General features: G+C 69.4%; 21 protein-coding genes. 12 read left to right on the top strand and 9 right to left on the bottom strand.

Annotated elements, in window-relative coordinates; translation table 11 throughout:
• Positions 1–2 precede the first annotated feature (2 nt).
• From ACFSCV_RS01520 to ACFSCV_RS01560, 9 genes are all read right to left on the bottom strand, one after another.
• Entirely contained in the window at positions 3–3,080 is a 3,078-nt protein-coding gene (locus ACFSCV_RS01520) for an efflux RND transporter permease subunit (RefSeq protein ID WP_378796311.1), read from the bottom strand.
• A gap of 45 nt (positions 3,081–3,125) precedes the next feature.
• On the bottom strand, positions 3,126–3,725 hold the full coding sequence (locus ACFSCV_RS01525; protein ID WP_378796313.1) for a hypothetical protein: 600 nt from the start codon (positions 3,723–3,725) through the stop codon (positions 3,126–3,128).
• Positions 3,722–6,829 (bottom strand): efflux RND transporter permease subunit, encoded by a 3,108-nt coding sequence (locus ACFSCV_RS01530; RefSeq protein WP_378796315.1) that lies wholly within the window; start codon positions 6,827–6,829, stop codon positions 3,722–3,724. The genes ACFSCV_RS01525 and ACFSCV_RS01530 overlap by 4 nt, the downstream gene beginning before the upstream one ends.
• A gap of 40 nt (positions 6,830–6,869) precedes the next feature.
• Positions 6,870–8,114 (bottom strand): efflux RND transporter periplasmic adaptor subunit, encoded by a 1,245-nt coding sequence (locus tag ACFSCV_RS01535; RefSeq protein WP_378796317.1) that lies wholly within the window; start codon positions 8,112–8,114, stop codon positions 6,870–6,872.
• On the bottom strand, positions 8,111–9,553 hold the full coding sequence (locus ACFSCV_RS01540) for an efflux transporter outer membrane subunit (protein WP_378796318.1): 1,443 nt from the start codon (positions 9,551–9,553) through the stop codon (positions 8,111–8,113). The genes ACFSCV_RS01535 and ACFSCV_RS01540 overlap by 4 nt, the downstream gene beginning before the upstream one ends.
• Before the next feature lie 166 nt (positions 9,554–9,719).
• The gene (locus ACFSCV_RS01545; RefSeq protein ID WP_378796320.1) at positions 9,720–10,469 is read right to left on the bottom strand and encodes an HAD-IA family hydrolase; all 750 of its coding nucleotides are present in this window, start codon (positions 10,467–10,469) and stop codon (positions 9,720–9,722) included.
• 1 nt (position 10,470) lies between these two features.
• Positions 10,471–11,139, bottom strand: coding sequence for a ribulose-phosphate 3-epimerase (gene rpe / locus ACFSCV_RS01550; RefSeq protein ID WP_378796322.1), 669 nt, complete (start codon positions 11,137–11,139; stop codon positions 10,471–10,473).
• Positions 11,140–11,225: 86 nt separating this feature from the next.
• Positions 11,226–12,110: a phosphoribulokinase gene (locus ACFSCV_RS01555; protein ID WP_378796324.1), complete on the bottom strand. Its 885-nt coding sequence runs from the start codon at positions 12,108–12,110 to the stop codon at positions 11,226–11,228.
• Positions 12,111–12,130: 20 nt separating this feature from the next.
• Positions 12,131–13,153 carry a class 1 fructose-bisphosphatase gene (locus ACFSCV_RS01560; protein ID WP_378796326.1) on the bottom strand — a complete coding sequence of 341 codons (1,023 nt, stop codon included), beginning with the start codon at positions 13,151–13,153 and terminating at the stop codon, positions 12,131–12,133.
• A 150-nt stretch (positions 13,154–13,303) separates the two neighbouring features.
• Here ACFSCV_RS01560 and ACFSCV_RS01565 point away from each other — a divergent pair, with 150 nt between their 5' ends.
• The 12 genes from ACFSCV_RS01565 (at position 13,304) to ACFSCV_RS01620 (ending at position 23,735) form a co-directional block, all read left to right on the top strand.
• Positions 13,304–14,233 carry a LysR family transcriptional regulator gene (locus ACFSCV_RS01565; protein ID WP_378796328.1) on the top strand — a complete coding sequence of 310 codons (930 nt, stop codon included), beginning with the start codon at positions 13,304–13,306 and terminating at the stop codon, positions 14,231–14,233.
• Between the two features lie 74 nt (positions 14,234–14,307).
• Positions 14,308–14,664 (top strand): response regulator, encoded by a 357-nt coding sequence (locus ACFSCV_RS01570; RefSeq protein ID WP_378796330.1) that lies wholly within the window; start codon positions 14,308–14,310, stop codon positions 14,662–14,664.
• Positions 14,665–14,828: 164 nt separating this feature from the next.
• The gene (locus tag ACFSCV_RS01575) at positions 14,829–16,661 is read left to right on the top strand and encodes a potassium/proton antiporter (protein WP_378796331.1); all 1,833 of its coding nucleotides are present in this window, start codon (positions 14,829–14,831) and stop codon (positions 16,659–16,661) included.
• A 36-nt stretch (positions 16,662–16,697) separates the two neighbouring features.
• The gene (locus tag ACFSCV_RS01580; RefSeq protein WP_271201431.1) at positions 16,698–17,009 is read left to right on the top strand and encodes an FtsB family cell division protein; all 312 of its coding nucleotides are present in this window, start codon (positions 16,698–16,700) and stop codon (positions 17,007–17,009) included.
• A 187-nt stretch (positions 17,010–17,196) separates the two neighbouring features.
• Positions 17,197–18,306 (top strand): pyruvate dehydrogenase (acetyl-transferring) E1 component subunit alpha, encoded by a 1,110-nt coding sequence (gene pdhA, locus ACFSCV_RS01585; RefSeq protein WP_378796334.1) that lies wholly within the window; start codon positions 17,197–17,199, stop codon positions 18,304–18,306.
• A gap of 65 nt (positions 18,307–18,371) precedes the next feature.
• Complete coding sequence (locus tag ACFSCV_RS01590) at positions 18,372–19,817, top strand: pyruvate dehydrogenase complex E1 component subunit beta (RefSeq protein ID WP_378796336.1); 1,446 nt, start codon at positions 18,372–18,374, stop codon at positions 19,815–19,817.
• Between the two features lie 12 nt (positions 19,818–19,829).
• Positions 19,830–19,997 (top strand): hypothetical protein, encoded by a 168-nt coding sequence (locus tag ACFSCV_RS01595; RefSeq protein ID WP_378796337.1) that lies wholly within the window; start codon positions 19,830–19,832, stop codon positions 19,995–19,997.
• A gap of 4 nt (positions 19,998–20,001) precedes the next feature.
• Complete coding sequence (locus tag ACFSCV_RS01600; RefSeq protein ID WP_378796339.1) at positions 20,002–20,208, top strand: hypothetical protein; 207 nt, start codon at positions 20,002–20,004, stop codon at positions 20,206–20,208.
• Positions 20,209–20,212: 4 nt separating this feature from the next.
• A complete protein-coding gene (locus ACFSCV_RS01605; protein ID WP_378796341.1) occupies positions 20,213–21,550 on the top strand; it encodes a pyruvate dehydrogenase complex dihydrolipoamide acetyltransferase in 1,338 nt (445 codons plus the stop codon).
• A 2-nt stretch (positions 21,551–21,552) separates the two neighbouring features.
• On the top strand, positions 21,553–21,933 hold the full coding sequence (locus tag ACFSCV_RS01610; RefSeq protein WP_378796343.1) for a tautomerase family protein: 381 nt from the start codon (positions 21,553–21,555) through the stop codon (positions 21,931–21,933).
• Between the two features lie 17 nt (positions 21,934–21,950).
• Positions 21,951–23,390, top strand: a complete 1,440-nt coding sequence (gene lpdA, locus ACFSCV_RS01615; protein WP_378796345.1) for a dihydrolipoyl dehydrogenase — start codon at positions 21,951–21,953, stop codon at positions 23,388–23,390.
• 84 nt (positions 23,391–23,474) lie between these two features.
• Positions 23,475–23,735 carry a GlsB/YeaQ/YmgE family stress response membrane protein gene (locus tag ACFSCV_RS01620; protein ID WP_378796347.1) on the top strand — a complete coding sequence of 87 codons (261 nt, stop codon included), beginning with the start codon at positions 23,475–23,477 and terminating at the stop codon, positions 23,733–23,735.
• Positions 23,736–23,778 lie beyond the last annotated feature (43 nt).

Raw genomic sequence — 23,778 nt, forward strand, 5'->3', positions numbered from 1 at the left:
CGTCATTCCGCCGGCTGAGGCGCGGCGTCGGGTTTGGCGGGACGGCGCCGGCGCAGCCGGTCGAGCAGCAGGTAGATCGCTGGCGTAGTGTAGAGCGTCAGCGCCTGGCTCACGATCAGCCCGCCGACGATGGTGATCCCGAGCGGCCGGCGCAGCTCCGATCCCGGCCCCTCGCCGAAGGCGAGCGGAAGCGCCCCGAGCAGCGCCGCGAAGGTCGTCATCAGGATCGGCCGGAAGCGCGCCCGCGCCGCCTCGACGATCGCCGCGCGCGGCGTCAGCCCGCGCCCGCGCTCGGCCTCGAGCGCGAAGTCGACCAGCATGATGCCGTTCTTCTTCACCAGACCGATCAGCAGGATGATGCCGATCAGCGCGATCAGGTTGAGGTCGGTGCCGGCGATCTGCAGCGCGATCAGGGCGCCGAGCCCGGCCGGCGGCAGGGTCGACAGGATCGTGATGGGATGGACGTAGCTCTCGTAGAGCACGCCTAGCACGATGTAGATCGCCACCAGCGCGAGCAGGATGGTCACCTGCTGGTCGCGGGCCGCGGCCGCGAGCTCGGCGGCGTTGCCGGCGAACTCGGCGTTGACGCCGTCCGGCAGCCGCATCTCCGCGACCGCGGCGGAGGCCGCCTCGGTCGCGGCGCCGGCCGACGCGTTCGGCGCGACGTCGTAGGTGATGGTGATCGCGGGATACTGGCCCTGGTGGTTGACCTGCAGCGGCGCCGTGCGCCGCGTCATCGAGGCGATTGTCGACAGCGGAACCTGCTGGCCGTCCGCGGTCGGCACGTGCAGCTTGAGCACGTCGCCGGGGTCGCGCGCGGCGTCCCGCGCGACCTCGATCACGACGCGGTACTGGTTGCGGGTCCCGTAGATCACCGAGATCTGGCGCTGCGCGAAGGCGGTGTTCAGCGCCGCGTCGATCGCGCTCATGGTCACCCCGACGCGCGCCGCGGCGTCGCGGTCGATGTCGAGCCTGAGCTCGATGCCGTTGGCCTCGCGGTCGGTCGCGACGTCTCGGAGCCCTGGAAGCTGCGACAGCCGCTGCACCACCCGCGGCGCGGTCTGCTGCAGCAGCTCGATGTCGGAGGACCACAGCGTGAACTGGTACTGGGAGCGGCCCTCGCGGGCGCCGGCGCGGATCTCCTGCTGGGCGTTCAGGAACACCCTCAGGCCCGGAATCTCCGACAGCGGCTTGCGCAGGCGCTCGATGACCGCGCGCGCTGGCGGCCGTTCGTCGAGCGGCTTCAGCACCACCTGGATGCGGCCCTGATTGGTGGAGTTGCGGCCGCCGCCGACCGAGGGCGCGACCGACTCGACGGCGGGGTCGGCCGCAATCAGCTCCGCCGCCTTGAGCTGGAGCGCCGACATGGCCTCGAACGACACATCCGGCGCGGCCTGGGTGAAGGCCTGCAGCATGCCGGTGTCGTCCTGGGGGAAGAAGCCCTTGGGCGTGACGATGTAGAGATGGACCGACCAGACCACGGCCGCGACCACCAGCGCCGCCATCAGCCACGGAACCCGCATCGCGAGGTCGAGCGAGCGGGCGTAGGCGTCGGCGACGCGCGCGACGACGCCGCGCCGGCCTTCCAGCGGCGGCGGCTCGGCCTTCAGCAGGCGGCTGCAGATCATCGGGACGACGGTGAGCGACACGAGCGTCGAGACCGCGATCGCGAAGACCAGCGTGAGCGAGAACTCGTAGAACATCCGCCCCGCGAGCCCCTGCAGGAACAGCAGCGGCGTGAAGGCCGCGGCGAGCGAGACCGAGATCGCGATCACGGTAAAGGCGATCTCGCGGGCGCCCGCCAGGGCGGCCTCCATCGGCGACAGGCCGCGCTCCAGGTTGCGGTAGGCGTTCTCGATCATGACGATGGCGTCGTCGACCACGAAGCCCACGGCGACCGCCAGCGCCATCAGCGACAGGTTGTCGATCGAGAAGCCGCAGACCCACATGCCGGCGAAGGCGCCGGCGAGCGAGAGCGGCACCGTGACCGCCGCGGCGAAGGTCGGCGCGGCGCGCTTCAGGAAGGCGAACACCACCAGCATCACCAGCGCGATCGACAGCAGCAGCGTGAGCCGCATGTCGGCGACGCTCGCGCGGATCGTGGTGGTGCGGTCGGCGAGCACGGTGACGTCGATCGCGGCGGGTATCCAGCGCGACAGTTCCGGCAGGATCGCCTTCACGCCGTCGACCGTCTCGAGCACGTTGGCGTCGGGCTGTTTGGTGATCGAGACCAGCACGGCGGGCTTGCCGTTGTACCAGCCGGCGGACAAAGAGTTGCGGGTGCCCTCCGCGACCTCCGCCACGTCGCCGAGCCGGACCGCGGCGCCGTTCGCCATCCGCACCACGATGTCGCGGTAGCGCGCGGGCGAGCCGCCGAGCTCGCCGTCGAAGGCGATCGCCATCGAACGCTCGTCGCTGTCGATCGAGCCCACCGGCGACAGCACGTTGGCGCTCGCGATCGCCGAGCGGACGTCGTCGACCGAGAGCCCCATGGCGGCGAGCCGAACCGGATCGAGCCGCACGCGCGCCGCCGGCTGCTCGGCGCCGGCGGCGCTCGCCTCGCCGACGCCCGCGACCTGGCTGAGCCGCTGCACCAGCACGGTATCGGCGGCGTCGTAGATGCGGCTCGCCGGCAGTGTGTCGGAGGTGAGGGCGAGCACCATCACCGGCGAGGCGGCCGGATTGATCTTCCGGAAGGTCGGTTCGCTCGGCATGTCGGACGGCAAGTCGACCGCCGCCGCGCTCAGCGCGGCCTGCACGTCGCGGGCGGCGTCGTCGATGTTGCGGCCGAGGTCGAACTGCACGGCGATGCGCGTGGACCCCAGCGACGACACCGAAGTCAGCTCCGTCACGCCGGCGATGGCGCCGAGCGAGCGTTCGAGCGGGGCGGCGACCGTCGCCGCCATGATCGAGGGATCGGCGCCCGGCCGGCTCGCCTGCACGAAGATGACGGGGAACTCGACGTTCGGCAGGCTCGCGACGGGCAGCCGGACATAGGCCGCGAAGCCGATCAGCAGCAGCGCGAGCGCGAGCAGCGTGGTCCCGACCGGCCGGCGGATGAAGGGGTCGGAGAAGGACATCTCAGGCCTTCAGCCCGGTGATGAGAACACGAAACGAACGAGCGTTCATGACGTCGTCGTCCTGTAGAACTCGAGGAAGTTCTGACAGAACGGTCTGAGATGCTCCCACTCCTCGCCGATCTTAGTCACATACGCGATCGCCTCATTGCGACGACCGAGTTCATCGAGGCAGACAGCGTAGCGTTCTGGATATCCACCAAGCATGTCGACCCGCTCATACAGAAGCGGGAGGAGCGCTTCGTTCGATGCGATGCTTTGGCTGAATGGAAACCCGACTTCGGCATAAAGCTTCGCTAAACGCGCCGCATCTTCTGAAATGTCGTCGCCATCGAAGAAGTCAAATACCGGCTCGTATGGGGCGATTTCACCCATATGAATGGCGTACGACGCGTTCCGACAGTCGTATTTTAGTTTCTTATCCGCGCAGAATTGCGCGATCCGTCGGTCCAATTTTTGGGCATGTACGCCGACGAAAGGACTGAGCGAGACGCTTCCGGCATAGACACCGGTGTTCAGGCCGACCCAGCAACTGAAATCGTCGTTTATGTATTTGCTGGGCCAGCCTTTTCTGATCTCAACGAATCCATGGCGCTTGAGCGCTTCGATACACGCCGCCCGCACACGATCTCTCAAAGCGGCGCTCATTCCGCCGGCTCCGCCGCAGGTGCCGGGCGGCGGTCGCCGGTCACCGCGGCGCGCAGGCGCTCCATGGCGAGGTAGACCACGGGCGTGGTGTAGAGCGTCAGAAGCTGGCTGAGGATCAGGCCGCCGATGATCGTGACGCCGAGCGGGATGCGCAGCTCCGCGCCCGGTCCCGTCGCAAGCGCGAGCGGCAGGGCGCCGAGCAGCGCGGCGAGCGTCGTCATCATGATCGGCCGGAAGCGCAGCCCGGCCGCCTCGAAGATCGACTCCTCCGGCGACAGGCCGCGGGTGCGCTCGGCCTCCAGCGCGAAGTCGATCATCATGATCGCGTTCTTCTTCACGATGCCCATAAGCAGGATGATGCCGATCAGCGCGATCACCGAGAGGTCGAGCCGGAACAGTTCGAGCGCGATCAGCGCGCCGACGCCGGCGGAGGGCAGGGTGGAGAGGATCGTGAACGGGTGGACGAAGCTCTCATAGAGCACGCCCAGCACGATGTAGATCGCGATGATCGCGGCGAGCACCAGCCAGGGCTGGCCGGCGAGCGATTCCGCGAACTCGGCCGCGTCGCCCGAGAACTTGCCGACGACGGTCTGCGGCATCGCGATGTCGGCCTCGGCCCGCTCGATCGCCGCGACCGCGTCGCTCAGCGAGGCTTCGGGCGCGAGGTCGAAGGAGATCGTGATCGCCGGGAACTGCTCCTCGTTCGCGACCAGCAGGTCGGCGGGCTCGAGCGTCACCCGCGCGACCGCGGAGAGCGGCGCCTGCGCGCCGGAGCTGGTCGCGACGTAGAGACGCCCGATGGCGCCCGGATCTTTCTGTTGCTGTGGCGCGGCCTCCAGAATGACGCGGTACTGGTTCGACTGGCCGTAGATTGTCGAGATCTGGCGCTGGCCGAAGGCGTCGTGCAGCGCGTCCGCGACCGCCTGGGCCGTGACCCCGAGACGGCCGGCGTCAAGCCGGTCGATCGCGACCCGCGCCTGCAGGCCGCCGGGGCGAGCGTCCGAGCCGACGTTGCGCAGGCTCGGCTCCGCCTGCAGCCGCTCGACGAGACGCGCGGCCTGCCGCGCCAGCTCCTTCGCGTCAGAATCGGTCAGCGTGTACTGGTAGCGGGCGCGGCTGGCGCGCGTGCTGATCTGCAGGTCCTGCACCGCCTGAAACACGACGGAGACGCCGGCGATCGGCCGCACGGCCTCCTGCAGCCGCGCGATGATCGCCGTGGCGTCGGCGTCGCGCTGGTCGTGGGGCTGAAGCACGATCGACAGCCGGCCCGCGTTCGGCGTCGGCGTCTGCTCGCCGACCCCGAGCACGGAGACCACCGAGCGCACGGCCGGGTCCTCCCGCACGGCGGCGACCACCGCGCCGTCGAGGCGCTGCAGCTCGACGAAGGAGACGTCCTGGCCCGCCTCCATGGTGGCGGTGATCAGGCCGGCGTCCTGCTCCGGCAGGAAGCCCTTCGGGGCGATCACATAGAGCCAGCCGGTCGCGAGCAGGGTGGCGAGCGTGGCGAGTAGGGTGAGCCCCTGATGGCGCAGCACGACCCGGAGCGAGGCCTTGTAGCGCTCGACGACCCAGGTCGTCGTCCGTTCGGCGGCGCGGCCGAGCCTGGAGCCTTCGCCGCCCGGCGCGTGGGGCTTCAGCAGGCGCGCGCACATCATCGGCGTCAGCGTCAGCGAGATCACCATCGAGACGAGCACCGCGATGGTGAGCGTCGCGGCGAACTCGCGAAAAACCCGGCCGATCAGCCCGCTCATGAACAGCAGCGGGATGAACACCGCGATCAGCGAGGCGGTGAGCGACACGATCGTGAACCCGATCTCGCGCGCGCCGTCATAGGCCGCCTTCATCGGCGAGGCGCCCTCCTCGATGTGGCGGGCGATGTTCTCGATCATGACGATGGCGTCGTCGACCACGAAGCCGGCGCCGACCACGAGCGCCATCAGCGACAGGTTGTCGAGCGAGAAGCCGAACGCCCACATCACCGCGAAGCTCGCGACCAGCGAAAGCGGCAGCGCCACCCCCGCGATCAGCGTGGCGCGGAAGGTGCGCAGGAACACGAGCACCACCAGCACGATCAGCGCGACCGACAGGCCGAGCGTGATCTCGACCTCGTGGATCGAAGCGCGGATCGTGTCCGTGCGGTCGTCGACCACGTCGAGCTGGACGCCCGCTGGCATGGCGCGCTGGAGCTCGGGCAAAGCGCGGCGCAGCGCCTCGACCGTGGCGACCGTGTTGGCGCCGGGCTGGCGCAGCACGTCGATGACGATCGCCGGCCGGCCGTTGAAGCTCGCCGCCACGTTGACGTCCTCGAGCCCGTTCACGACCTCGGCGACGTCGCGCAGCCGGACCGGCGCGCCGTTCGTGGTCGCGATCACGATGTTGCGGTAGGCTTCCGCGGTCTCGATCTGGTCGTTGGCGGAGATGGTGAAGGACTGCCGCACGCCGTCGATCGAGCCCTTCGGCCCGGAGGTGTTGGCGGCGGTGATCGCGGTCCGGATGGTTTCGAGGCTGAGCCCGTAGGCGGCGAGCCGGGGAATGTCCGCCTGCACGCGGATCGCCGGCTTCACGCCGCCGCCGACCGTGACCCGGCCGACGCCGACCACCTCCGCGAGCCGCTGCGCCACCAGCGTGTCCGCGAGGTCGGACACCTCCCGCATCGGAATCGTCGGCGAGGTCAGCGCGATGGTGAGCACCGGCGTGTTGGCGGGGTTCACCTTCGAGAAGGTCGGGGGGTAGGGCAGGTCGCGCGGCAGCGTCGAGTTCGCCGCGTTGATCGCGGCCTGCACGTCCTGCGCCGCGCCGTCGATGTCGCGGTCGAGATCGAAGCGGAGCGTGATCTGGCTGCGCCCGAACGAGCTCGTCGAAGTCATCGCGCTCAGCGACGGAATCTGCCCGAGCTGCCGCTCCAGCGGAGCCGTCACCAGCGCGGCCATGGTCCGCGGGTTCGCGCCGGGCAGCCGGGTCGAAACCTGGATGGTCGGGAAGTCGACCTGCGGCAGGGAGGAGACCGGCAGCTTCCAGTAGCCGAGCAGCCCTGCGAGCAGCACGGCGATCGCGAGCAGCGTCGTCGCGACCGGGCGGGCGATGAAGGGCGCGGAGATGTTCATCGGCGCAGGCGCGCTGGACCCGAGGGGGCAGCCGGCGCGGTCATTGCGGCGCGCCGGCCCCGTCGCCGCGCTGGTCGGCGCGCCGCCGCGGCCTTTCATCGGGCGCTGCGCCGATGGGGGCGCCGTCAGGCGCCGCGACCGCGACCTTCGCGCCGTCGCGCAGGCGCGTGAAGCCGGTCGTCACCACCGTCTCGCCGGCCTTCAGTCCGTCGCCGATGACGGCGATCTCCGCGGTCTGGCGCGCGATCGTCACCGGGCGCTGCGCGACCGTCTGGTCCTCCTGCACCACGAACACGAACGGTCCGTCCGGCCCCTGCTGGACCGCGGCCCCCGGCGTCGTCACCGCGTCCTTCAGCGTGTCGACCGTCAGGCGCACGGTGGTGAACTGGCCCGGCCACAGCGCGAGCTCGGCGTTCGGGAACGTCGCCTTGAGCCGCACCGTGCCGGTGGCCTGGTCGACCTGGTTGTCGATGACGTCGAGCGTCCCCTGGTCAAGCGCCGCGGAGCCGTCGCCGGCGAGCGCGACTACGGGAACGGGCCCGCGCGCGAGCGCCCGCGTCACGGCGGCGATGTTCTGCTGCGGCAGGGTGAAGCTCGCCGAGATCGGCTTGAGCTGCGTGATCGTGACTATGCCGGTCGTCTCGCCGGCGGTGACGTAGTTGCCCTGGTCGACGCCGCGCACGCCGGTGCGGCCGGCGATCGGCGCGCGCACCACGGTGCGGTCGAGCGTGGCCTTGGCCTGATCGATGGTCGCCGCGTAGTAGCGCACCTGCGCCTCGAGCTGGGCCACGGTCGCGCGCGCGGTCTCGGCCTGCTGCTGCGAGCCATAGTCGTTCTTCGCGAGCCGCTCGTAGCGATCGAAGTCGCGTCGGGCGTTGGCGAGCTGCGCCTCGAACTGCGCCTTCTGCGCGACCGCCTGATCGTACTGCGCCTGATAGGTGGCGGGATCGATGCGGGCGAGCGTGTCGCCGGCCGCGACGTCCTGGCCCTCGCGAAAATTCACCGAGATCAGGATGCCCTCGACCTGGGGGCGCACCGTGACGGTGTTGAGCGCCTGGAACGTGCCGACGCCTTCGAGCGTGACCGGCACGTCCTCCTGCTTCGCGGCGACCGCAATGACGGGGGTGGGCTGATCGCCGAAACCGCCGCCGCGCCGGCCGCCGCGGCGCACCTCCTGCTGCTGCTCGCCCGTGCCGCCGCCGATCAGCGTCGTGAGCTGGGGCCAGTAGAGCCAGGCCGCGACGCCGAGCGCGGCCGCGAGGAGCGTCAGGAGAAACCGTTTCATTTCGCGGCGTCTCCGACGGACTTGGCGAGGACGAGCGGATCCCCGCCGGCGGGCTTGCCCGAGGCCGCCCAGCCGCCGCCGAGCGCCTCGAACAGCGAGACCGACGCCTGGAACCGCGCCAGCCGCACCGCGACGAGCTGATCCTGCGCGGAGAACAGCGTCTGCTGGACCGCGAGCACGGTGGTGACGTCGACCGCGCCTTCGCGGAGCTGCGCCTGCGCGATGTCGTAGGCCTCGCGGGCGCTCTTCACCGCCGCCTGCTGCAGCCGCTCCTGCTCGGCGGTCTTGCGCACCGCGATCAGGGCGTTCTCCACGTCCACGAAGGACTGCACGGCGGCCTTGCGGTAGGCGAGCAGGTTCTCGCGGTAGCGGCCGGTGGCGAGATCGAGGTTGCCCGGCAGCGAGGCGTCGAGCAGCGGCTGGGTCAGCCCGGCGCCGAGCGAGTAGAACGTCGATTGCGAGCCGAACAGCGAGCGCAGCGCCACGCTCTCGAAGCCGCCCTGCGCGGTGAGGTTGATCGCCGGCAGGAAGGCGGCGCGGGCGGAGGTGACGTCGTTGTCAGTCGCGGCGAGGTTCGCCTCCGCCTCGCGCACGTCGGGACGGCGGGCGAGCACGGCGGCCGGGATGCCCGGCGCGACCTTCGGGGTCCGGAGGCTCGCGAGCCGACCGCCCTTGACGTCCACGCGGACCGGCGGGCGCCCGAGCAGCAGGGCGATCGCGGTCTCGTTGGTGCGGATCTCCTGCTCGATCTCGGGGATCGTCGCCTTCTGCTGGTCGAGCACGCTGCGTTGCTGGGCGCGGTCGAGCGCGTTCGCGGTGCCGACGTCGAGCCGCGCCTGGATGGCGTCGAAGATGGTCTGGGCGCTGCGGACGTTGCTGTGGGCGATGGCGAGACGCTCCTGCGCCGCCATCAGCGCGAAATAGGTGTTGGCAACGCTCGTCACCACGCCGAGCGCCACCACCTCCTCGGCGAAGCGGGCGGAGACGGCGGAGGCCTGCGCCGAGCGCACGGTCGCGCGGTTCCGGCCCCAGAAATCGATCTCGTAGCTGGCGGAGGCCGCGGTCTGGAGGCCGCCGACCACGCGGCTCTGGCCCGCCGACTTCTGGAGCTGCGTGTCGCCGGTGCCCTGCAGGAACGGGATCAGCGACGCGCCGTTGATGCGCACCTGCGCGTCGGCCTGCTCGATCCGCGCTTTCGCGGCGTCGATGTCCTGATTCTCGCGCTCCGCCGTCTGGATCAGCGCGGTCAGCTCGGAGGAGCCGAAGCCGCGCCACCAATCGGCCGCGGGCCAGACGGCTTGAGCGCCGCGATCGTCCTTCCAGCGCGCGGGCGAGTCGATGCCGAGCGCGGGCCGGCTCCAGCCGTCCGCGCAGCCCGAGAGGGCGAGCGTCGCGCCGAGCGCCGCGGCGAGCTTCGTGACGGTTGGGATGCTGCGCAAATGCCGATCTCGTGCTTGGGCGTCGTCACGCCCTTCATGCCACAACCCCGCGCCTCGGTCCGTCGCGCGGAGGCGACAGGCGGGGATGGTCGGCGGGCCTTTCACGACGGCGGACGCGGTTCCCTTCGCGGCCGCCGAAACAAATTCCGGAGCGATCGAGAAGCGTTCAGCCCGGCGCGAGCGATTTTAGCAGATCGACGGTCACGAGCGAGCGGCCGGCGCCCTTGCCGGCGATGTGCCGCGCCGGTGCGTCCGGCTCGCCGAGCGAAGAGAACACCGCGTCGGCCGCGCCGACGTCCTGGCCCTCGCTGTAGAAGCTCGGCGTGACCAGGGTCGCGAGGCCGGCCGCCTTCGCCGCCCTGAGCCCTTCCGCCGTGTCCTCGATCGCGACCGCGCGCGCCGGATCGAGCGCGAGCCGGTCGAGCGCCAGCAGGAAGATGTCGGGGGCCGGTTTCTTCGAGGGCGCCGAGTCGCCGGCCGCGATCGCCTCGAACAGGTCCGGCGCGTCCGGTCCGAGCGTCGAGACCAGCAGCGCCTCGACGTTGGGCAGGCTGGTGGTGGTGGCGATCGCGAGCCTGAGCTTCGCCGCCCGCGCCTCGGCGATCAGCCGCGCCACGCCGGGTCGGAGCCGGACCGAGCCAGCGCGCGCCATGGCGCCGTAGCGGGCGTTCTTGGCGGCGTGGATCTCGTCGAGCCGGGCGAGCGCGGCGTCGGCGCCCTCCGGCCGGTCATGCTCGATGAAGTGGCGAAGCCGCTCCTTGCCGCCCATGACCCGCAGCAGGCGGCGGTAGGTCGGCTGGTCCCAGAACCAGGGCAGTCCGAAGGCTTCGAAGGTCTCGTTCAGCGCCCGGCGGTGCGTCTCCTCCGTCTCGGCCAGCGTGCCGTCGACGTCGAAGATGACCGCCTCGAGCGGCATGTCAGCCGAGCGCCGCGTCGGCCGCCGCGCGTATGGCGGCGATGTTGCCGGCGTAGGCGTTTCGGCCATTCTTGAACACGGCCGAGCCCGCCACCAGCACGTCCGCGCCGGCCGTGACGCAGGCGCCCGCCGTCTCCGGCGTGACGCCGCCGTCGATCTCGATGTGGATGGGCCGGTCGCCGACCATCGCCTTCAGCCGCTCGATCTTCGCGATCATACCGGGGATGAAGGCCTGCCCGCCGAAGCCCGGGTTGACCGTCATCACGCAGATGAGGTCGATCTTGTCGAGCACGTACTCGATGGCGCTTTCCGGCGTTCCAGGGTTGATCGCGACGCCCGCCTTCTTACCGAGCGAGCGGATGAACTGGAGCGAGCGGTCGAGATGCGGTCCCGCCTCGGCGTGCACGGTGATCACGTCGCAGCCGGCCTTGGCGAAGGCTTCGAGATAGGGGTCCGCGGGCGCGATCATCAGGTGGCAGTCGAACGTGGCGTCGGTCCAGGGCCGGAGCCGCTTCACCACGTCGGGGCCGAAGGTGATGTTCGGCACGAAATGGCCGTCCATCACGTCGAGATGCACCCAGTCGGCGCCGGCCTCGATCGCGTCTCGGGTCTCTTCGCCGAGACGGGAGAAGTCGGAGGCGAGAATGGAGGGCGCGATGAGGACGGACATGCTTGGAACCATGCGATTGCTGCGGCGCGGCATTCCTGTAGACCGCAACCGCGCCTGCGTACAGACCGAACGCGCGGGCCGCCGGTTTATCCGCCCGAGAGCGCCCGGCGCCGCTTCTCGACCAGACTGAGGATCATGGGCGTCAGGATGAGCTGCATCGCGAGGTCGAGCTTGCCGCCGGGGATGACGATCGAGTTGGCGCGCGACATGAAGCTGTTCGGCACCATCGACAGCAGATACGGAAAATCGATGCCGTGCGGATCGCGGAAGCGGATCACCACCATGGATTCGTCCGCGGTCGGGATCGCCCGCGCGATGAACGGGTTCGAGGTGTCGACGGTCGGGATGCGCTGGAAGTTGATGTCGGTCGCGGTGAACTGCGGGCAGATGTACTTCACGTAGTCCGGCATGCGCCGCAAGATCGTCTCGGTGACGTCGGCGGCGGAGTAGCCGCGCTCGCTGCGGTCGCGGTGGATCTTCTGGATCCACTCTAGATTGATGACCGGCACCACCCCGATCTTGAGGTCGGCGAAGCGGGCGGTGTCGACGCCGTCGGCGATGACGGCGCCGTGCAGGCCCTCGTAGAACAGCAGGTCGGTCGGGGAGGGGAGGTCCTCCCAGTCCGTGAACGAGCCTACGGGCGCGCCGTAGCGCTCCGCCTCGGCGGCGTCGTGGATGTAGTTGCGGCTGCGGCCCTGGCCAGTGGAGGCGTAGGCGGCGAAGGTCTGCTCGAGGTCCTCGAGCAGGTTCGCCTCATGGCCAAAATGGCTGAAGTGGTGGTCGCCGGCGGCCTCCGCCTCCCGCGCCCGCCGCTTCATCCCGGCGCGGTCGAACTTGTGGAACGCGTCGCCCTGGATGAAGGCGGGCGTGATGTGCTCCCGCCGGAAGATCTGTTCGAACGTCGCGCGCACCGAGGTGGTGCCGGCGCCGGACGATCCGGTGACCGAGATGATCGGGTGGCGGGTCGACATCGCCCCTCAGCCCGCGAGGCTCACGCGAGGAACAGCCCGCGCTTGGCGAACAGCGGCGAGCGGCGCGGCGGGTCGGCGTAGTAGCGGCCGACGCGCTCGATCTCCTCGATCGAGCCGCAGAGCAGCGGCGAGCGCACATGGAGCGAGGTCGGCTCGATCTCGAGGATGCGGCGCTGGCCGTCGGTCGCGGCGCCGCCGGCCTGCTCGCACACGAAGGCGATCGGGTTGCACTCGTAGACCAGGCGTAGCCGGCCCGAGCCGTAGCCCTGGCGCGCGTCGCCCGGATAAAGGTAGACGCCGCCGCGCACGAGGATGCGGAACACGTCAGCGACCAGCGAGCCGACCCAGCGCATGTTGAAGTTCTTCTCGCGCGGCCCTTCTGCGCCGGCGAGGCAGTCCGCGATATAGGCCTGGATCGCGTCGTCCCAGTGGCGCTGGTTCGAGGCGTTGATGGCGTATTCCTTGGTATGAGGCGGGATCTTGATGTCCGCGTGGGTGCGGATGAAGCGGCCCGATGCGCGGTCCAGCATGAAGGCGTGCGCGCCTTCGCCGACGGTGAGAACGAGCGCGGTCGCGGGACCGTAGACGATGAAGCCGGCCGCGAGCTGGCTGGTTCCGGGCTGCGTGAACGAGGCGTCGCCGACGTTCGGCAGGATGCCGAACAGCGTGCCGATCGAGACGTTGGTCTCGATGTTGGAGGAGCCGTCGAGCGGGTCGATCGCGACGACGAGCGGCCGGCTGTCGTCGAGGATCACCTCCGCCTCGGCCTCTTCCGAGCCGATGCGGGCGACGGGCGAGTCCTTCAGGATGTCGACGGTGATGTCGTGGGTGCGGACGTCGAGCGCCTTCTGGGCGTCGCCGCCGGCGTTGGTCGCGTCGGTCTGGGCCGCCATCGCGCCCTCCAGCGCCCCGCGCCCCACGATCTCGGCGATCGCGACGCCGGCTTCCGTCAGCGCGCCGATCGTGCGGGCGACGGCCTCGCGAGTCGGATCGTTCGCGGCCCAGGCGGCGAGATAGGCGTCGAGGGTCGTGTCGTCACTCACTGGCGTCGTTCCCGTTTTGCGTCCGTCGTGCCCGACCATCCTGCACCGGTCCGCACATGTGGCACAGGCCAGAACGGCGCGCTCAAATCAAGCAGATCGTCGTAGCGTGATTGCTCCGACTTATCGAACAACCTAAATGCTCATTTCAGCATGTCTGAAAATCTGCTCCGTTCGTTGACGCTGAAACAGCTCCGCGCTCTGGCGGCGGTGGCCGACACCGGCTCCGTGAGCGCGGCCGCGCGTCGGCTGACCGTCACGCCCCCGGCCGTCACCATGCAGGTCCAGCTTCTGGAGGCGGCGCTCGGCCTGCCGCTGCTCGACCGCAGCGGCGACCGCTTCCGCCCGACAGACGCCGGCCGGGAGGTCGCGGCCGCGGTCGCGACCATCGAGAGCGCGCTTCGCGACTGCGTCGCCGCGCTCGAGGCCATGAAGGGCCTCGACGGCGGACGGGTGGGCGTCGCCGTGGTCTCGACCGCGAAGTATTTCGCGCCCATGGCCCTGGCGGCCTTCGCCCGGACCCATCCCGGCGTCGACGTCAGCCTGTCGGTGGGCAACCGCGCCGAGGTGATCGAGTTGCTGCGCGGCGACGCGGCCGACGTCGCGATCATGGGCCGGCCGCCTGAGGACCTCGACACCGACCAGGTGGTGATCGGCGACCATCCGCACCTGGTCATCGCCCCGCCGGGCCACCCGCTCGCCGCCCGCAAGCGCATGCCCGTGACGGCGCTGACCGGGCACACCTTCCTCATGCGCGAGCAGGGCTCCGGCACCCGCGGCCTGATGGAGCGCCTGTTCGAGCAGGACGGGGTGAAGCCGCGGATCGGCATGGAGATCAACTCCAACGAGACCATCAAGCAGGCGGTGATCGCGGGGCTTGGTCTCGCCTTCATCTCGGCGCACACCGTCGCGGCCGAGATCGCCGACGGGCGGGTCGTCCCGCTCGACGTCATCGGGCTTCCGATCATCCGGCAGTGGTACGTCGTCCGCCGCGCCGGCAAACGGCTGACGCCGCCGGCGACCGCGATGAACGCTTTCCTCTCCGAGCGCGGCGCCGAGTTCCTGCCGCGGCTGGCCGAGTGAGCCGGGAACCTTAGCCCGCTCCAAACGCTTAACCCCGGCGGTCGGCGTATGGACCGCTGGAGTCTCGGCGCGTCATGCGGGTCCTCATCGTGGAAGACGAACCGATCATCGCGATGGAGATCGAGGCCATCGTGCTTCAGAGCCGACCTTCGGCCGAGATCGTCACCGCGATGTCCGTGCGGGAGGCTCTACTCGCGGTCGAAGGCGCGCTCGACCTCGCATTCCTCGACATCGACGTCACGGACGGCAAGACCTACGAGATCGCGCTCGCGCTGCAGACGCGGAAGGTGCCGTTCACCTTCGTGTCCGGCGCCAGCATGGCCGACGCGCCGCCCTGCCTGAAGGGCTCGTCGCTGGTTCCGAAGCCTTTCTCGCCGCTCGAAATCCTTCGCAGCATCGAGGCGGCCGAGGCGGATCGCCACGGAGCCTGACAGCGGGCGTCTCATCGTTTGGCCCGCGGCGACGTTCCGCCTTGATCTCGCGGCAATCGTCGGGGAACGTGTGATCTCCTTCCTCTGCCGCTTCGGCGCCGGGGCCTCGCGGCGGTCTTCCGTCGCGCGGCCGGCACGCTGCGGCTCGCGACGATTCCGCCCGCATGGACAGCATCACGGTCGTCAACGCGATCCTGCTCTTCGGAGCTGCGTTGATGCTCGTGGGAATTTTGTCGTCGCTGGTCGCGTCGCGGTTCGGCGCGCCGCTGCTGCTCGTCTTCCTCGTGATCGGCATGCTGACGGGGCAGGACGGCCCCGGGGGCGTCGCGTTCGACAACTACCGCCTGACCTATCTGATCGGCTCGATCTCGCTCGCCATCATCCTGTTCGACGGCGGTCTCCGGACCCGGATCGCCCATCTCGGCGGCGCGCTGGCGCCGGCGATCACGCTGGCGACGGCCGGCGTCGTGCTGACGAGCGGGCTGATCGGCGCCTTCGCGGCCTGGGTGCTGGACCTGCGCCTGATCGAGGGGCTGCTGATCGGGGCGACGATCGCCTCGACCGACGCCGCGGCGGTGTTCTTCCTGATCCGCGCCAGCGGCCTGCAGCTTCAGCGCCGCGTCGGCGCCGTTCTGGAGGTCGAGTCCAGCACCAACGATCCGATCGCCGTCTTCCTCACCGTCATGCTCGTCGGTCTCGTCACCGCCGGCGCCGGAGAGGGAGGGCTGTCGATCGCCGGGCGGTTCCTGCAGGAAGCGGTGATCGGCGGCGCGGCGGGCGTCGCGGGGGGATTCGCGCTCGCGTTCCTGCTCAACCGCGTCGACCTTCCGTCCGGCCTGCATCCGCTGTTCGTGGTGGCGAGCGTGGTCGCGCTGTTCGCGCTGTCGGCGGTGCTCCACGGCTCCGGCTTCCTCGCCGTCTATCTCGCGGGAATCATCGTCGGCAACCGGCAGGTGCGCGCGCTGCCGGCGATCGTTGCGTTCCACGACACCATCACCTGGCTGTGCCAGATCGTGATGTTCATCGTGCTCGGCCTGCTGGTGACGCCGTCCCAGTTGCTGCCGTCGCTCGGCGCCTCGCTCGCGATCGCGGCGGTGCTGATCTTCGTGGCGCGCCCGGTCGCGGTCGCCCTGTGCCTGCTGCCCTTCGGCTTCTCACGCAAGGAGATCGGCTTCGTCGGCTGGGTCGGCCTGCGCGGCGCGGTGTCGATCTTCCTCGCCGCGATTCCGACGCTCGCCGGCGCGCCCAACGCGCAGATCTATTTCAACGTCGCCTTCGTCGTCGTCATCGTGTCGCTCCTGGTGCAGGGCTGGACGATCACCGAACTCGCCAAGCGGCTCGGCCTCGCCGTGCGCCAGGCGACCCGCTCCGTCCACCGCATCGAGATCGACCTGCCGGGACAGCTCGCCCAGGAGATGGTCGGTTACGCCGTCACGCCGCGCTGCCCGATTCTCGCGCGCGACGCCGTGCCGAAATGGGCGACGCCGGTCTTCGTCGTGCGCGACGACAAGATTCTCGACCCGATCCAGGCGGACGGGCTGAAGCCGGGCGACTACGGCTATTTTCTCGCGCCGCACAATCGCGTCGCCGAACTCGACGGCCTGTTCGCCTCGACCGACGCCGGCCGCGCCCGTCCGGCGCTCGGCGAGTTCGCGCTTCGCGGCGACACGGCGCTGTCCGAGATCGCGGACCTCTACGGCCTGCAGGTCGAGCCGGGGGATTCGCATCTGACCGTCGCCGAGGCGTTCGACCGGCGGTTCGAGCACGAGCCCGCGGTCGGCGACGTCGCGGAGTTCGGCCCGGCGACCCTCGTCGTGCGAGGCATCGACGACGGCCGCGTCACGCGCGCGACCCTGCGCATCGAGGACGAGGGCGAGGACGACGAGGCTCCCGGGCCCGTCTCGCTGTCCGTCATCGAAGGCGGGCGGGGGCGGCGGCCCGGCCCGATCGAGCGCATGCGCGAACTGGTCCGCGCGCGGCTGAAGCGCAGCGCGTAAACGCTCTGGAAACCATGAACGGGGCATGCTCGCGGCATGATCATTCGCACGCGCTGGCGCTCGGCCGCCGCTCAGCTCACCCTCTGGCTCATCGCCGCGGGCTCGGTCCTCTATTTCAGTCAGCAGGCCTATGTGGGCGCGCACGGGCTGGTGGCGAGCCGCGAGTTCGAGGCCGAGATCGCTACGCTCTCCGCGAAGCTCGCCGAGCTCAAGGCCGTGCGCGAGGGGTTCGAACACAGGATCGACCTGCTGAGCTCGGACAGGCTCGATCCCGACCTGCTCGACGAGCAGGCGCGCGCCGACCTCGGCCTGCTGCACCCAAACGACCGGGTCATCCAGGTCCGGTAAGTCCTTCGCGGACGCAGCATTTTGGCTGATCCGTCCTCGCTATCGCACAATCAAAATAGTCGATCACCCCTCTTGCTACTTTAGTAGAGGGCGGGCACATACGTACCCCAAGCGGCCAAGGCGATCGCTCTCGATTTGCCTGCAGGACGCGTTAAGTCTCTCTTAGGGAGACAGGTTGGGGAACGTCATGGCCGCATCCGCCGCAAAAGCCGCGCCGAAAGGCGAGACCGCCCGCACCGCCAAGGCCGCCGCGCCCAAGCCGCAGCGCGCCGCGAAGACCGCAGGCAAGAACGCTGCAAGCAAGGACAAGGCCCCGGCGGCGACATCCGGAGGGCTGTCCTTCTCCAAGGAGCAGGAGCTTCACGCCCACCGCGAGATGCTGCTGATCCGCCGGTTCGAGGAGAAGGCCGGCCAGCTCTACGGCATGGGCCTCATCGGCGGCTTCTGCCACCTCTACATCGGCCAGGAAGCCGTCGTCATCGGCATGCAGATGGCGGTGGAGCAGGGCGATCAGGTCATCACCGGCTACCGCGACCACGGCCACATGCTGGCCTGCGAGATGGACCCGAAGGGCGTGATGGCCGAGCTCACGGGGCGCCGCGGCGGCTACTCCAAGGGCAAGGGCGGCTCCATGCACATGTTCAGCGTGGAGAAGCAGTTCTACGGCGGCCACGGCATCGTCGGCGCCCAGGTCTCGCTCGGCACCGGCCTCGCCTTCGCCAACAAGTACAAGAAGAACGGCAAGGTATCTCTGGTCTATTTCGGCGACGGCGCCTCGAACCAGGGGCAGGTCTACGAGAGCTTCAACATGGCGAAGCTCTGGAAGCTGCCGGTCGTCTACGTCATCGAGAACAACAAGTACGGCATGGGCACCTCGGTCGAGCGCGCCTCGTCGAACACCAACCTCAGCCAGCGCGGCGCGAGCTTCGACATCCCGGGCGAGCAGGTCGACGGCATGGACGTGCGCGCGGTGAAGGCGGCCGGCGACCGGGCGATCGCCCACGCCCGCGAGGGCAAGGGCCCCTACATCCTCGAGATGGTCACCTACCGCTACCGCGGCCACTCGATGTCGGATCCCGCGAAGTACCGCTCCAAGGACGAAGTCCAGAAGATGCGCGAGACGCACGACCCGATCGAGCAGGTGCGCGCGCGTCTCCTCAAGGACGGGCATGCGAGCGAGGAAGAGCTGAAGGCGGTCGACAAGGAGGTGCGCGACATCGTCAACGCCGCCGCCGAGTTCGCGACCAACGACGCCGAGCCCGATCCGTCCGAGCTCTGGACCGACATTCTGCGCTGACCGGCGAACCCGCCGGCAAGCTCCGCCGCCGGCCAAGAAGCCTTGAAGGAAGAGGGACGCTCCCGATGCCGATCGAAGTCCTCATGCCGGCGCTGTCGCCGACCATGGAGGCGGGCAAGCTCGCCAAGTGGTTGAAGAAGGAAGGCGACGCCGTGAAGTCCGGCGACGTCATCGCCGAAATCGAAACCGACAAGGCGACCATGGAGGTCGAGGCGGTCGACGAGGGCGTGCTCGGCAAGATCCTTATCGAGGACGGCTCCGAGGACGTGAAGGTCAACACCCCGATCGCGCTGATCCTCGCGGACGGCGAGGACGAGAGCGCGCTGAAGAACGGCGCTTCGGCCCCGGCCGGCGACGAGCCGAAGACCGGCGGCGAGGCGGCCGCCAAGCGCGCCGACGAAGGCGCGGCGAAGGACGCGAGCGGCGGCAAGCAGCCGGCGAGCGAGGCCAAGGCCACGGGGTCGGCCGCCGCCAACCCGCCCGCGCCCGAGGCGCTGCCCGAGCCCGACGTTCCGGAAGGCACGGAGATGGTGATGACCACCGTGCGCGACGCCTTGCGCGACGCCATGCAGGAGGAGATGCGCCGGGACGACCGCGTGTTCCTGATGGGCGAGGAAGTGGCCGAGTACCAGGGCGCCTACAAGGTCAGCCAGGGCCTGCTGGACGAGTTCGGCAAGGAGCGCGTCATCGACACGCCGATCACCGAGCACGGCTTCGCCGGCGTCGGCGTCGGCGCGGCGCTCGCGGGCCTGAAGCCGATCGTCGAGTTCATGACCTTCAACTTCGCCATGCAGGCGATCGACCAGATCATCAATTCGGCCGCCAAGACGCTCTATATGTCGGGCGGCCAGATGGGTTGCTCGATCGTGTTCCGCGGACCGAACGGCGCCGCCGCGCGCGTCGCCGCGCAGCACAGCCAGGACTACGCCGCGTGGTACTCGAACGTGCCCGGCCTCACCGTGATCGCGCCCTACACGGCCGCCGACGCCAAGGGTCTGCTGAAGGCCGCGATCCGCGACGAGAACACGGTCATCTTCCTCGAGAACGAGATTCTTTACGGCCAGCAGTTTCCGGTGCCGAAGCTCGACGACTACGTCGTGCCGATCGGCAAGGCCAAGATCGCCCGGCCGGGCAAGGACGTCACCATCGTCGCCTGGTCGATCGGCATGACCTACGCGCTCAAGGCGGCGGAGGAGCTGGCCAAGGACGGGATCGAGGCCGAGGTGATCGACCTGCGCACCATCCGGCCCATGGACACCGACACCATCATCGAGTCGGTCAAGAAGACCGGCCGCCTCGTGACGGTGGAGGAGGGCTGGGCCCAGTCCGGCGTCGGCGCCGAGATTTCGGCCCGCGTCACCGAACGCGCCTTCGACTGGCTCGACGCGCCTGTCATCCGCGTCTCCGGCAAGGACGTGCCGATGCCCTACGCCGCGAACCTCGAGAAGCTCGCTCTGCCGAGCGTCGCCGAGGTCGTCGAGGCGGCGAAGGCGGTGTGCTACCGCGATTGAGGAGACAGGCGGATGCTCGGACGTATCCTGAAGACGGTCGCGAACGAGTTCCTGCGCAACCGCGCCCGGCGCACAGGCTCCGGCCCGCGCCGGCTCCCGCCGACCTCGATGCGCGAAGTGCAGACCCGCACCATCAACCATGTGATCCGCACGGTGCTGAACCGGTTCATGAGACGCTGACGCCGTGACCGCCGATCCCGCCCTCGCCAAGGCGACCTACGCCGATCTCGAAGCGGTCCCGCCGCATCGGGCGGCGCAGATCATCGACGGCCGGCGGGAGACGCGCCCGCGGTCCGGGCCGAGATATGGCGGAGCCGCCAGCTTTCCGTTCGACGCGCTGTTCCCGTTTGACGCGCCCGCTCCCGATACGAAGCCTTCCGAAGAGGCCTGATCTCATGCCGACCAACATCCTGATGCCCGCGCTCTCGCCGACGATGGAGAAGGGCAACCTCGCCAAGTGGCTGGTGAAGGAGGGCGACGCGGTCAAGTCCGGCGACGTCATCGCTGAGATCGAGACCGACAAGGCCACGATGGAGGTCGAGGCCGTCGACGAGGGCGTGATCGGCAAGATCGTGGTGCCGGAAGGCTCCTCCGACGTGCCTGTCAACGAGCTGATCGCCATCCTGCTGGAGGAGGGCGAAGACGCCGGCGCCATCGACGCCGCCCCCAAGCCGCAGTCGAAGGCCGCTCCGGAGCCGGCCAAATCCGAAGCTCCGAAGTCCGAGAGCAAGGCGGAGGCGCCGAAGCCCGCCGCGAACGGCCACGACAAGGGCGAGCGCGTGTTCGCCTCGCCGCTCGCGCGCCGGCTCGCCAAGGAGGCCGGGATCGACCTGAAGGCGATCTCGGGCTCCGGGCCCCACGGCCGCGTGGTGAAGGCGGACGTCGAGGACGCGAAGGCCTCCGGCGGCGCCAAGGCTCAGGACGGCAAGTCCGCCCCTGCGACGGCGAAGGCTCCTGAGCCTGCGGCTCCCGCCGTCAAGGCGCCTGCGCCCGCCACCGACGACGCCATCCGGAAGCTGTTCGCGGAAGGCTCCTACGAGGAGATCCCGCACGACGGCATGCGCAAGACCATCGCGCGCCGCATGACGGAAGCGCGGCAGACGGTGCCGACCTTCTACCTGACGGTCGACTGCGAGATCGACGCGCTGCTGGGCCTTCGCGAACAGATCAACGCCTCCGCGCCGGAGAAGGACGGCAAGGCCGCCTGGAAGGTCTCGGTCAACGACATGGTGATCAAGGCGCTCGGCCTCGCGCTGGCGCAGGTGCCGGACGCCAATGTGAGCTGGACCGAGAGCGCCATGCTGAAACACAAGCACGCCGACGTCGGCGTCGCGGTGGCGCTGCCGAACAACGGCCTCATCACCCCGATCATCCGCGCGGTCGAGACCAAGACGCTGTCGGTGATCGCGAAGGAGATGAAGGACTTCGCCCAGCGGGCCAAGGACCGCAAGCTGAAGCCCGAGGAGTACCAGGGCGGCACCACGGCGGTCTCGAACCTCGGCATGTTCGGGATCAAGGACTTCACCGCGGTGATCAACCCGCCGCACTCGACCATCCTCGCGGTCGGCGGCGGCGAGAAGCGCGCGGTGGTGAAGGGCGGCGAGATCAAGATCGCGACGGTGATGAGCCTCACGCTCTCCTGCGACCACCGCTCGGTCGACGGCGCGCTCGGCGCGACGCTTATCTCCGCCATCAAGCGGCTGATCGAGAAGCCGATGGGGCTGCTGGTCTAACCATGCCGCTGGTTCGCGTTTCCCTCCTGAAGGGCCGCAGCGCGGACGCCAAGCAGGCGATCGCGAATGGGGTCTATGACGCCCTGCGCGAGGTGTTCTCGGTCCCGGAAGACGACAAGTTCGTCGTGTTCCACGAGCACGACGCCGACGGGTTCATCTTCGAGCCGAGCTATCTCGGCGTCGCGCATGACGACGGCCTCGTGATCCTTCAGATCGCGATCAGCGACGGCCGCACGGTCGAGCTCAAGCAGGCGTTCTATCGCAGCGTCGTCGAACGGCTTCAGGCGAATCCGGGCGTCGAGCCGCGCAACGTCTTCATCAACCTGATCGAGGTCAGGAAAGAAAACTGGTCGTTCGGCGACGGCGTCGCTCAGTACGTCTGACCACCAAGGGGAACCCCATGGCCGACACCTACGACATCATCGTCATCGGCGGCGGGCCGGGCGGCTACGTCACGGCGATCCGCGCCGCGCAGCTTGGCTTCAAGACGGCGGTGGTGGAGCGCGAGCACCTCGGCGGCATCTGCCTCAACTGGGGCTGCATCCCGACCAAGGCGCTGCTGCGCTCGGCCGAGATCTACCACTACTTCCAGCACGCCAAGGATTATGGCCTTTCCGCCGAGAAGGTGTCGTTCGATCCGGCGGCGGTGGTGAAGCGCTCGCGCGGGGTGTCCGCCCAGCTCAACGGCGGCGTCGGCTTCCTGCTGAAGAAGAACAAGGTGGATGTGATCTGGGGCGAGGCGACGCTGACCAAGCCCGGCGAACTCAAGGTCGTCGCGCCGAAAAAGTCCGTGCAGGGTCCGCCCGCGCCGGCGCCCAAGGGCGCGAAAGGCGAGGGGACCTACGCCGCCAAGCACGTCATCGTCGCCACCGGGGCGCGGCCGCGCGTGCTGCCGGGACTGGAGCCCGACAAGAAGCTGGTCTGGACCTATTTCGAAGCCATGGTCCCGGAAACCTTCCCGAAGTCGCTTCTGGTCGTCGGCTCCGGCGCGATCGGCGTCGAGTTCGCGAGCTTCTACCGCACCATGGGCGCCGAGGTGACCATCGTGGAGGTCCTGCCGCAGATCCTTCCCGTCGAGGACGAGGAGATCGCCGCCCACGCCCGCAAGCGGTTCGAGAAGCAGGGCGTCCGCATCCTCACCGGCGCCAAGGTGACCAAGCTCGACAAGGGTTCGAACGACGTCACCGCGACCGTCGAGCTCGAGGGCGGCAAGACCGAATCCATCAAGGTCGACCGCGTGATCTCGGCGGTGGGCGTCGTCGGCAACATCGAGAATCTCGGGCTCGAGGCGCTCGGCGTGAAGACCGAGCGCGGCTGCGTCGTCACCGACGGGCTGGGCCGCACCAACGTGAAGGGCGTCTACGCCATCGGCGATGTCGCCGGTCCGCCCATGCTGGCTCACAAGGCCGAGCATGAGGGCGTGATCTGCGTCGAGGCCATCAAGGGGCTCGACGTGCATCCCATGGACAAGGCCAAGATACCCGGCTGCACCTACTGCCACCCGCAGGTGGCCTCGGTCGGCCTGACCGAGAAGAAGGCCAAGGAGCAGGGCCGCAAGGTCAAGGTCGGGCGCTTCCCCTTCAACGGCAACGGCAAGGCCATCGCGCTCGGCGAGCCGGAAGGTCTGGTGAAGACCATCTTCGACGCCGAGACCGGCGAGCTGATCGGCGCGCACATGGTGGGCGCGGAGGTGACCGAGCTGATCCAGGGCTTCGTGGTGGCGATGAACCTCGAGACCACGGAGGAGGAGCTGATGCATGCGGTGTTCCCGCATCCGACGCTCTCCGAAATGATGCACGAGAGCGTGCTCGACGCCTACGGCCGCGCAATCCACATCTGAGCGGCGACTTTTATTCCTGTCGGCGGGAACAACAGACGGACTTCGGTGTTTTGTGCATGTCGGGACACAAAGGGAGTTCAGTCCATGGAAGGCGTCGGCTGGTTTATGGCGATCATCCTCGGCGCGATCGCCGGGTGGATCGCCGAGCAGATCATGAAATCGGACATGGGTCTGATCATGAACATCGTCCTCGGCATCGTCGGGGCGCTGGTGATGAACGCGATTCTGAAGGCCGTCGGCGTCATTCCGCCGGGCGGCTGGATCTGGCAGTGCATCGTGGCGGTCGGCGGCGCGTGCCTGCTGATCTTCCTGTGGCGCCTCATCCGCGGCCGCAGCGTGGCCTAGCCCTGCGCGCGGCGCTGCTCCGCCATGCGGGGCGGGGTGGGCG

The sequence above is a fragment of the Methylopila henanensis genome (assembly GCF_042681025.1).
Taxonomy (GTDB): domain Bacteria; phylum Pseudomonadota; class Alphaproteobacteria; order Rhizobiales; family Methylopilaceae; genus Methylopila; species Methylopila henanensis.

Bases quoted from the DNA above. Each gene is read 5' to 3' on its own strand.
- ACFSCV_RS01520 (WP_378796311.1), bottom strand. From the start codon at position 3,080: ATGTCCTTCTCCGACCCCTTCATCCGCCGGCCGGTCGGGACCACGCTG.
- ACFSCV_RS01525 (WP_378796313.1), bottom strand. From the start codon at position 3,725: ATGAGCGCCGCTTTGAGAGATCGTGTGCGGGCGGCGTGTATCGAAGCG.
- ACFSCV_RS01530 (WP_378796315.1), bottom strand. From the start codon at position 6,829: ATGAACATCTCCGCGCCCTTCATCGCCCGCCCGGTCGCGACGACGCTG.
- ACFSCV_RS01535 (WP_378796317.1), bottom strand. From the start codon at position 8,114: ATGAAACGGTTTCTCCTGACGCTCCTCGCGGCCGCGCTCGGCGTCGCG.
- ACFSCV_RS01545 (WP_378796320.1), bottom strand. From the start codon at position 10,469: ATGCCGCTCGAGGCGGTCATCTTCGACGTCGACGGCACGCTGGCCGAG.
- rpe (WP_378796322.1), bottom strand. From the start codon at position 11,139: ATGTCCGTCCTCATCGCGCCCTCCATTCTCGCCTCCGACTTCTCCCGT.
- ACFSCV_RS01555 (WP_378796324.1), bottom strand. From the start codon at position 12,110: ATGTCGACCCGCCACCCGATCATCTCGGTCACCGGATCGTCCGGCGCC.
- ACFSCV_RS01565 (WP_378796328.1), top strand. From the start codon at position 13,304: ATGTCTGAAAATCTGCTCCGTTCGTTGACGCTGAAACAGCTCCGCGCT.
- ACFSCV_RS01570 (WP_378796330.1), top strand. From the start codon at position 14,308: ATGCGGGTCCTCATCGTGGAAGACGAACCGATCATCGCGATGGAGATC.
- ACFSCV_RS01575 (WP_378796331.1), top strand. From the start codon at position 14,829: ATGGACAGCATCACGGTCGTCAACGCGATCCTGCTCTTCGGAGCTGCG.
- ACFSCV_RS01580 (WP_271201431.1), top strand. From the start codon at position 16,698: ATGATCATTCGCACGCGCTGGCGCTCGGCCGCCGCTCAGCTCACCCTC.
- pdhA (WP_378796334.1), top strand. From the start codon at position 17,197: ATGGCCGCATCCGCCGCAAAAGCCGCGCCGAAAGGCGAGACCGCCCGC.
- ACFSCV_RS01590 (WP_378796336.1), top strand. From the start codon at position 18,372: ATGCCGATCGAAGTCCTCATGCCGGCGCTGTCGCCGACCATGGAGGCG.
- ACFSCV_RS01595 (WP_378796337.1), top strand. From the start codon at position 19,830: ATGCTCGGACGTATCCTGAAGACGGTCGCGAACGAGTTCCTGCGCAAC.
- ACFSCV_RS01605 (WP_378796341.1), top strand. From the start codon at position 20,213: ATGCCGACCAACATCCTGATGCCCGCGCTCTCGCCGACGATGGAGAAG.
- ACFSCV_RS01610 (WP_378796343.1), top strand. From the start codon at position 21,553: ATGCCGCTGGTTCGCGTTTCCCTCCTGAAGGGCCGCAGCGCGGACGCC.
- lpdA (WP_378796345.1), top strand. From the start codon at position 21,951: ATGGCCGACACCTACGACATCATCGTCATCGGCGGCGGGCCGGGCGGC.
- ACFSCV_RS01620 (WP_378796347.1), top strand. From the start codon at position 23,475: ATGGAAGGCGTCGGCTGGTTTATGGCGATCATCCTCGGCGCGATCGCC.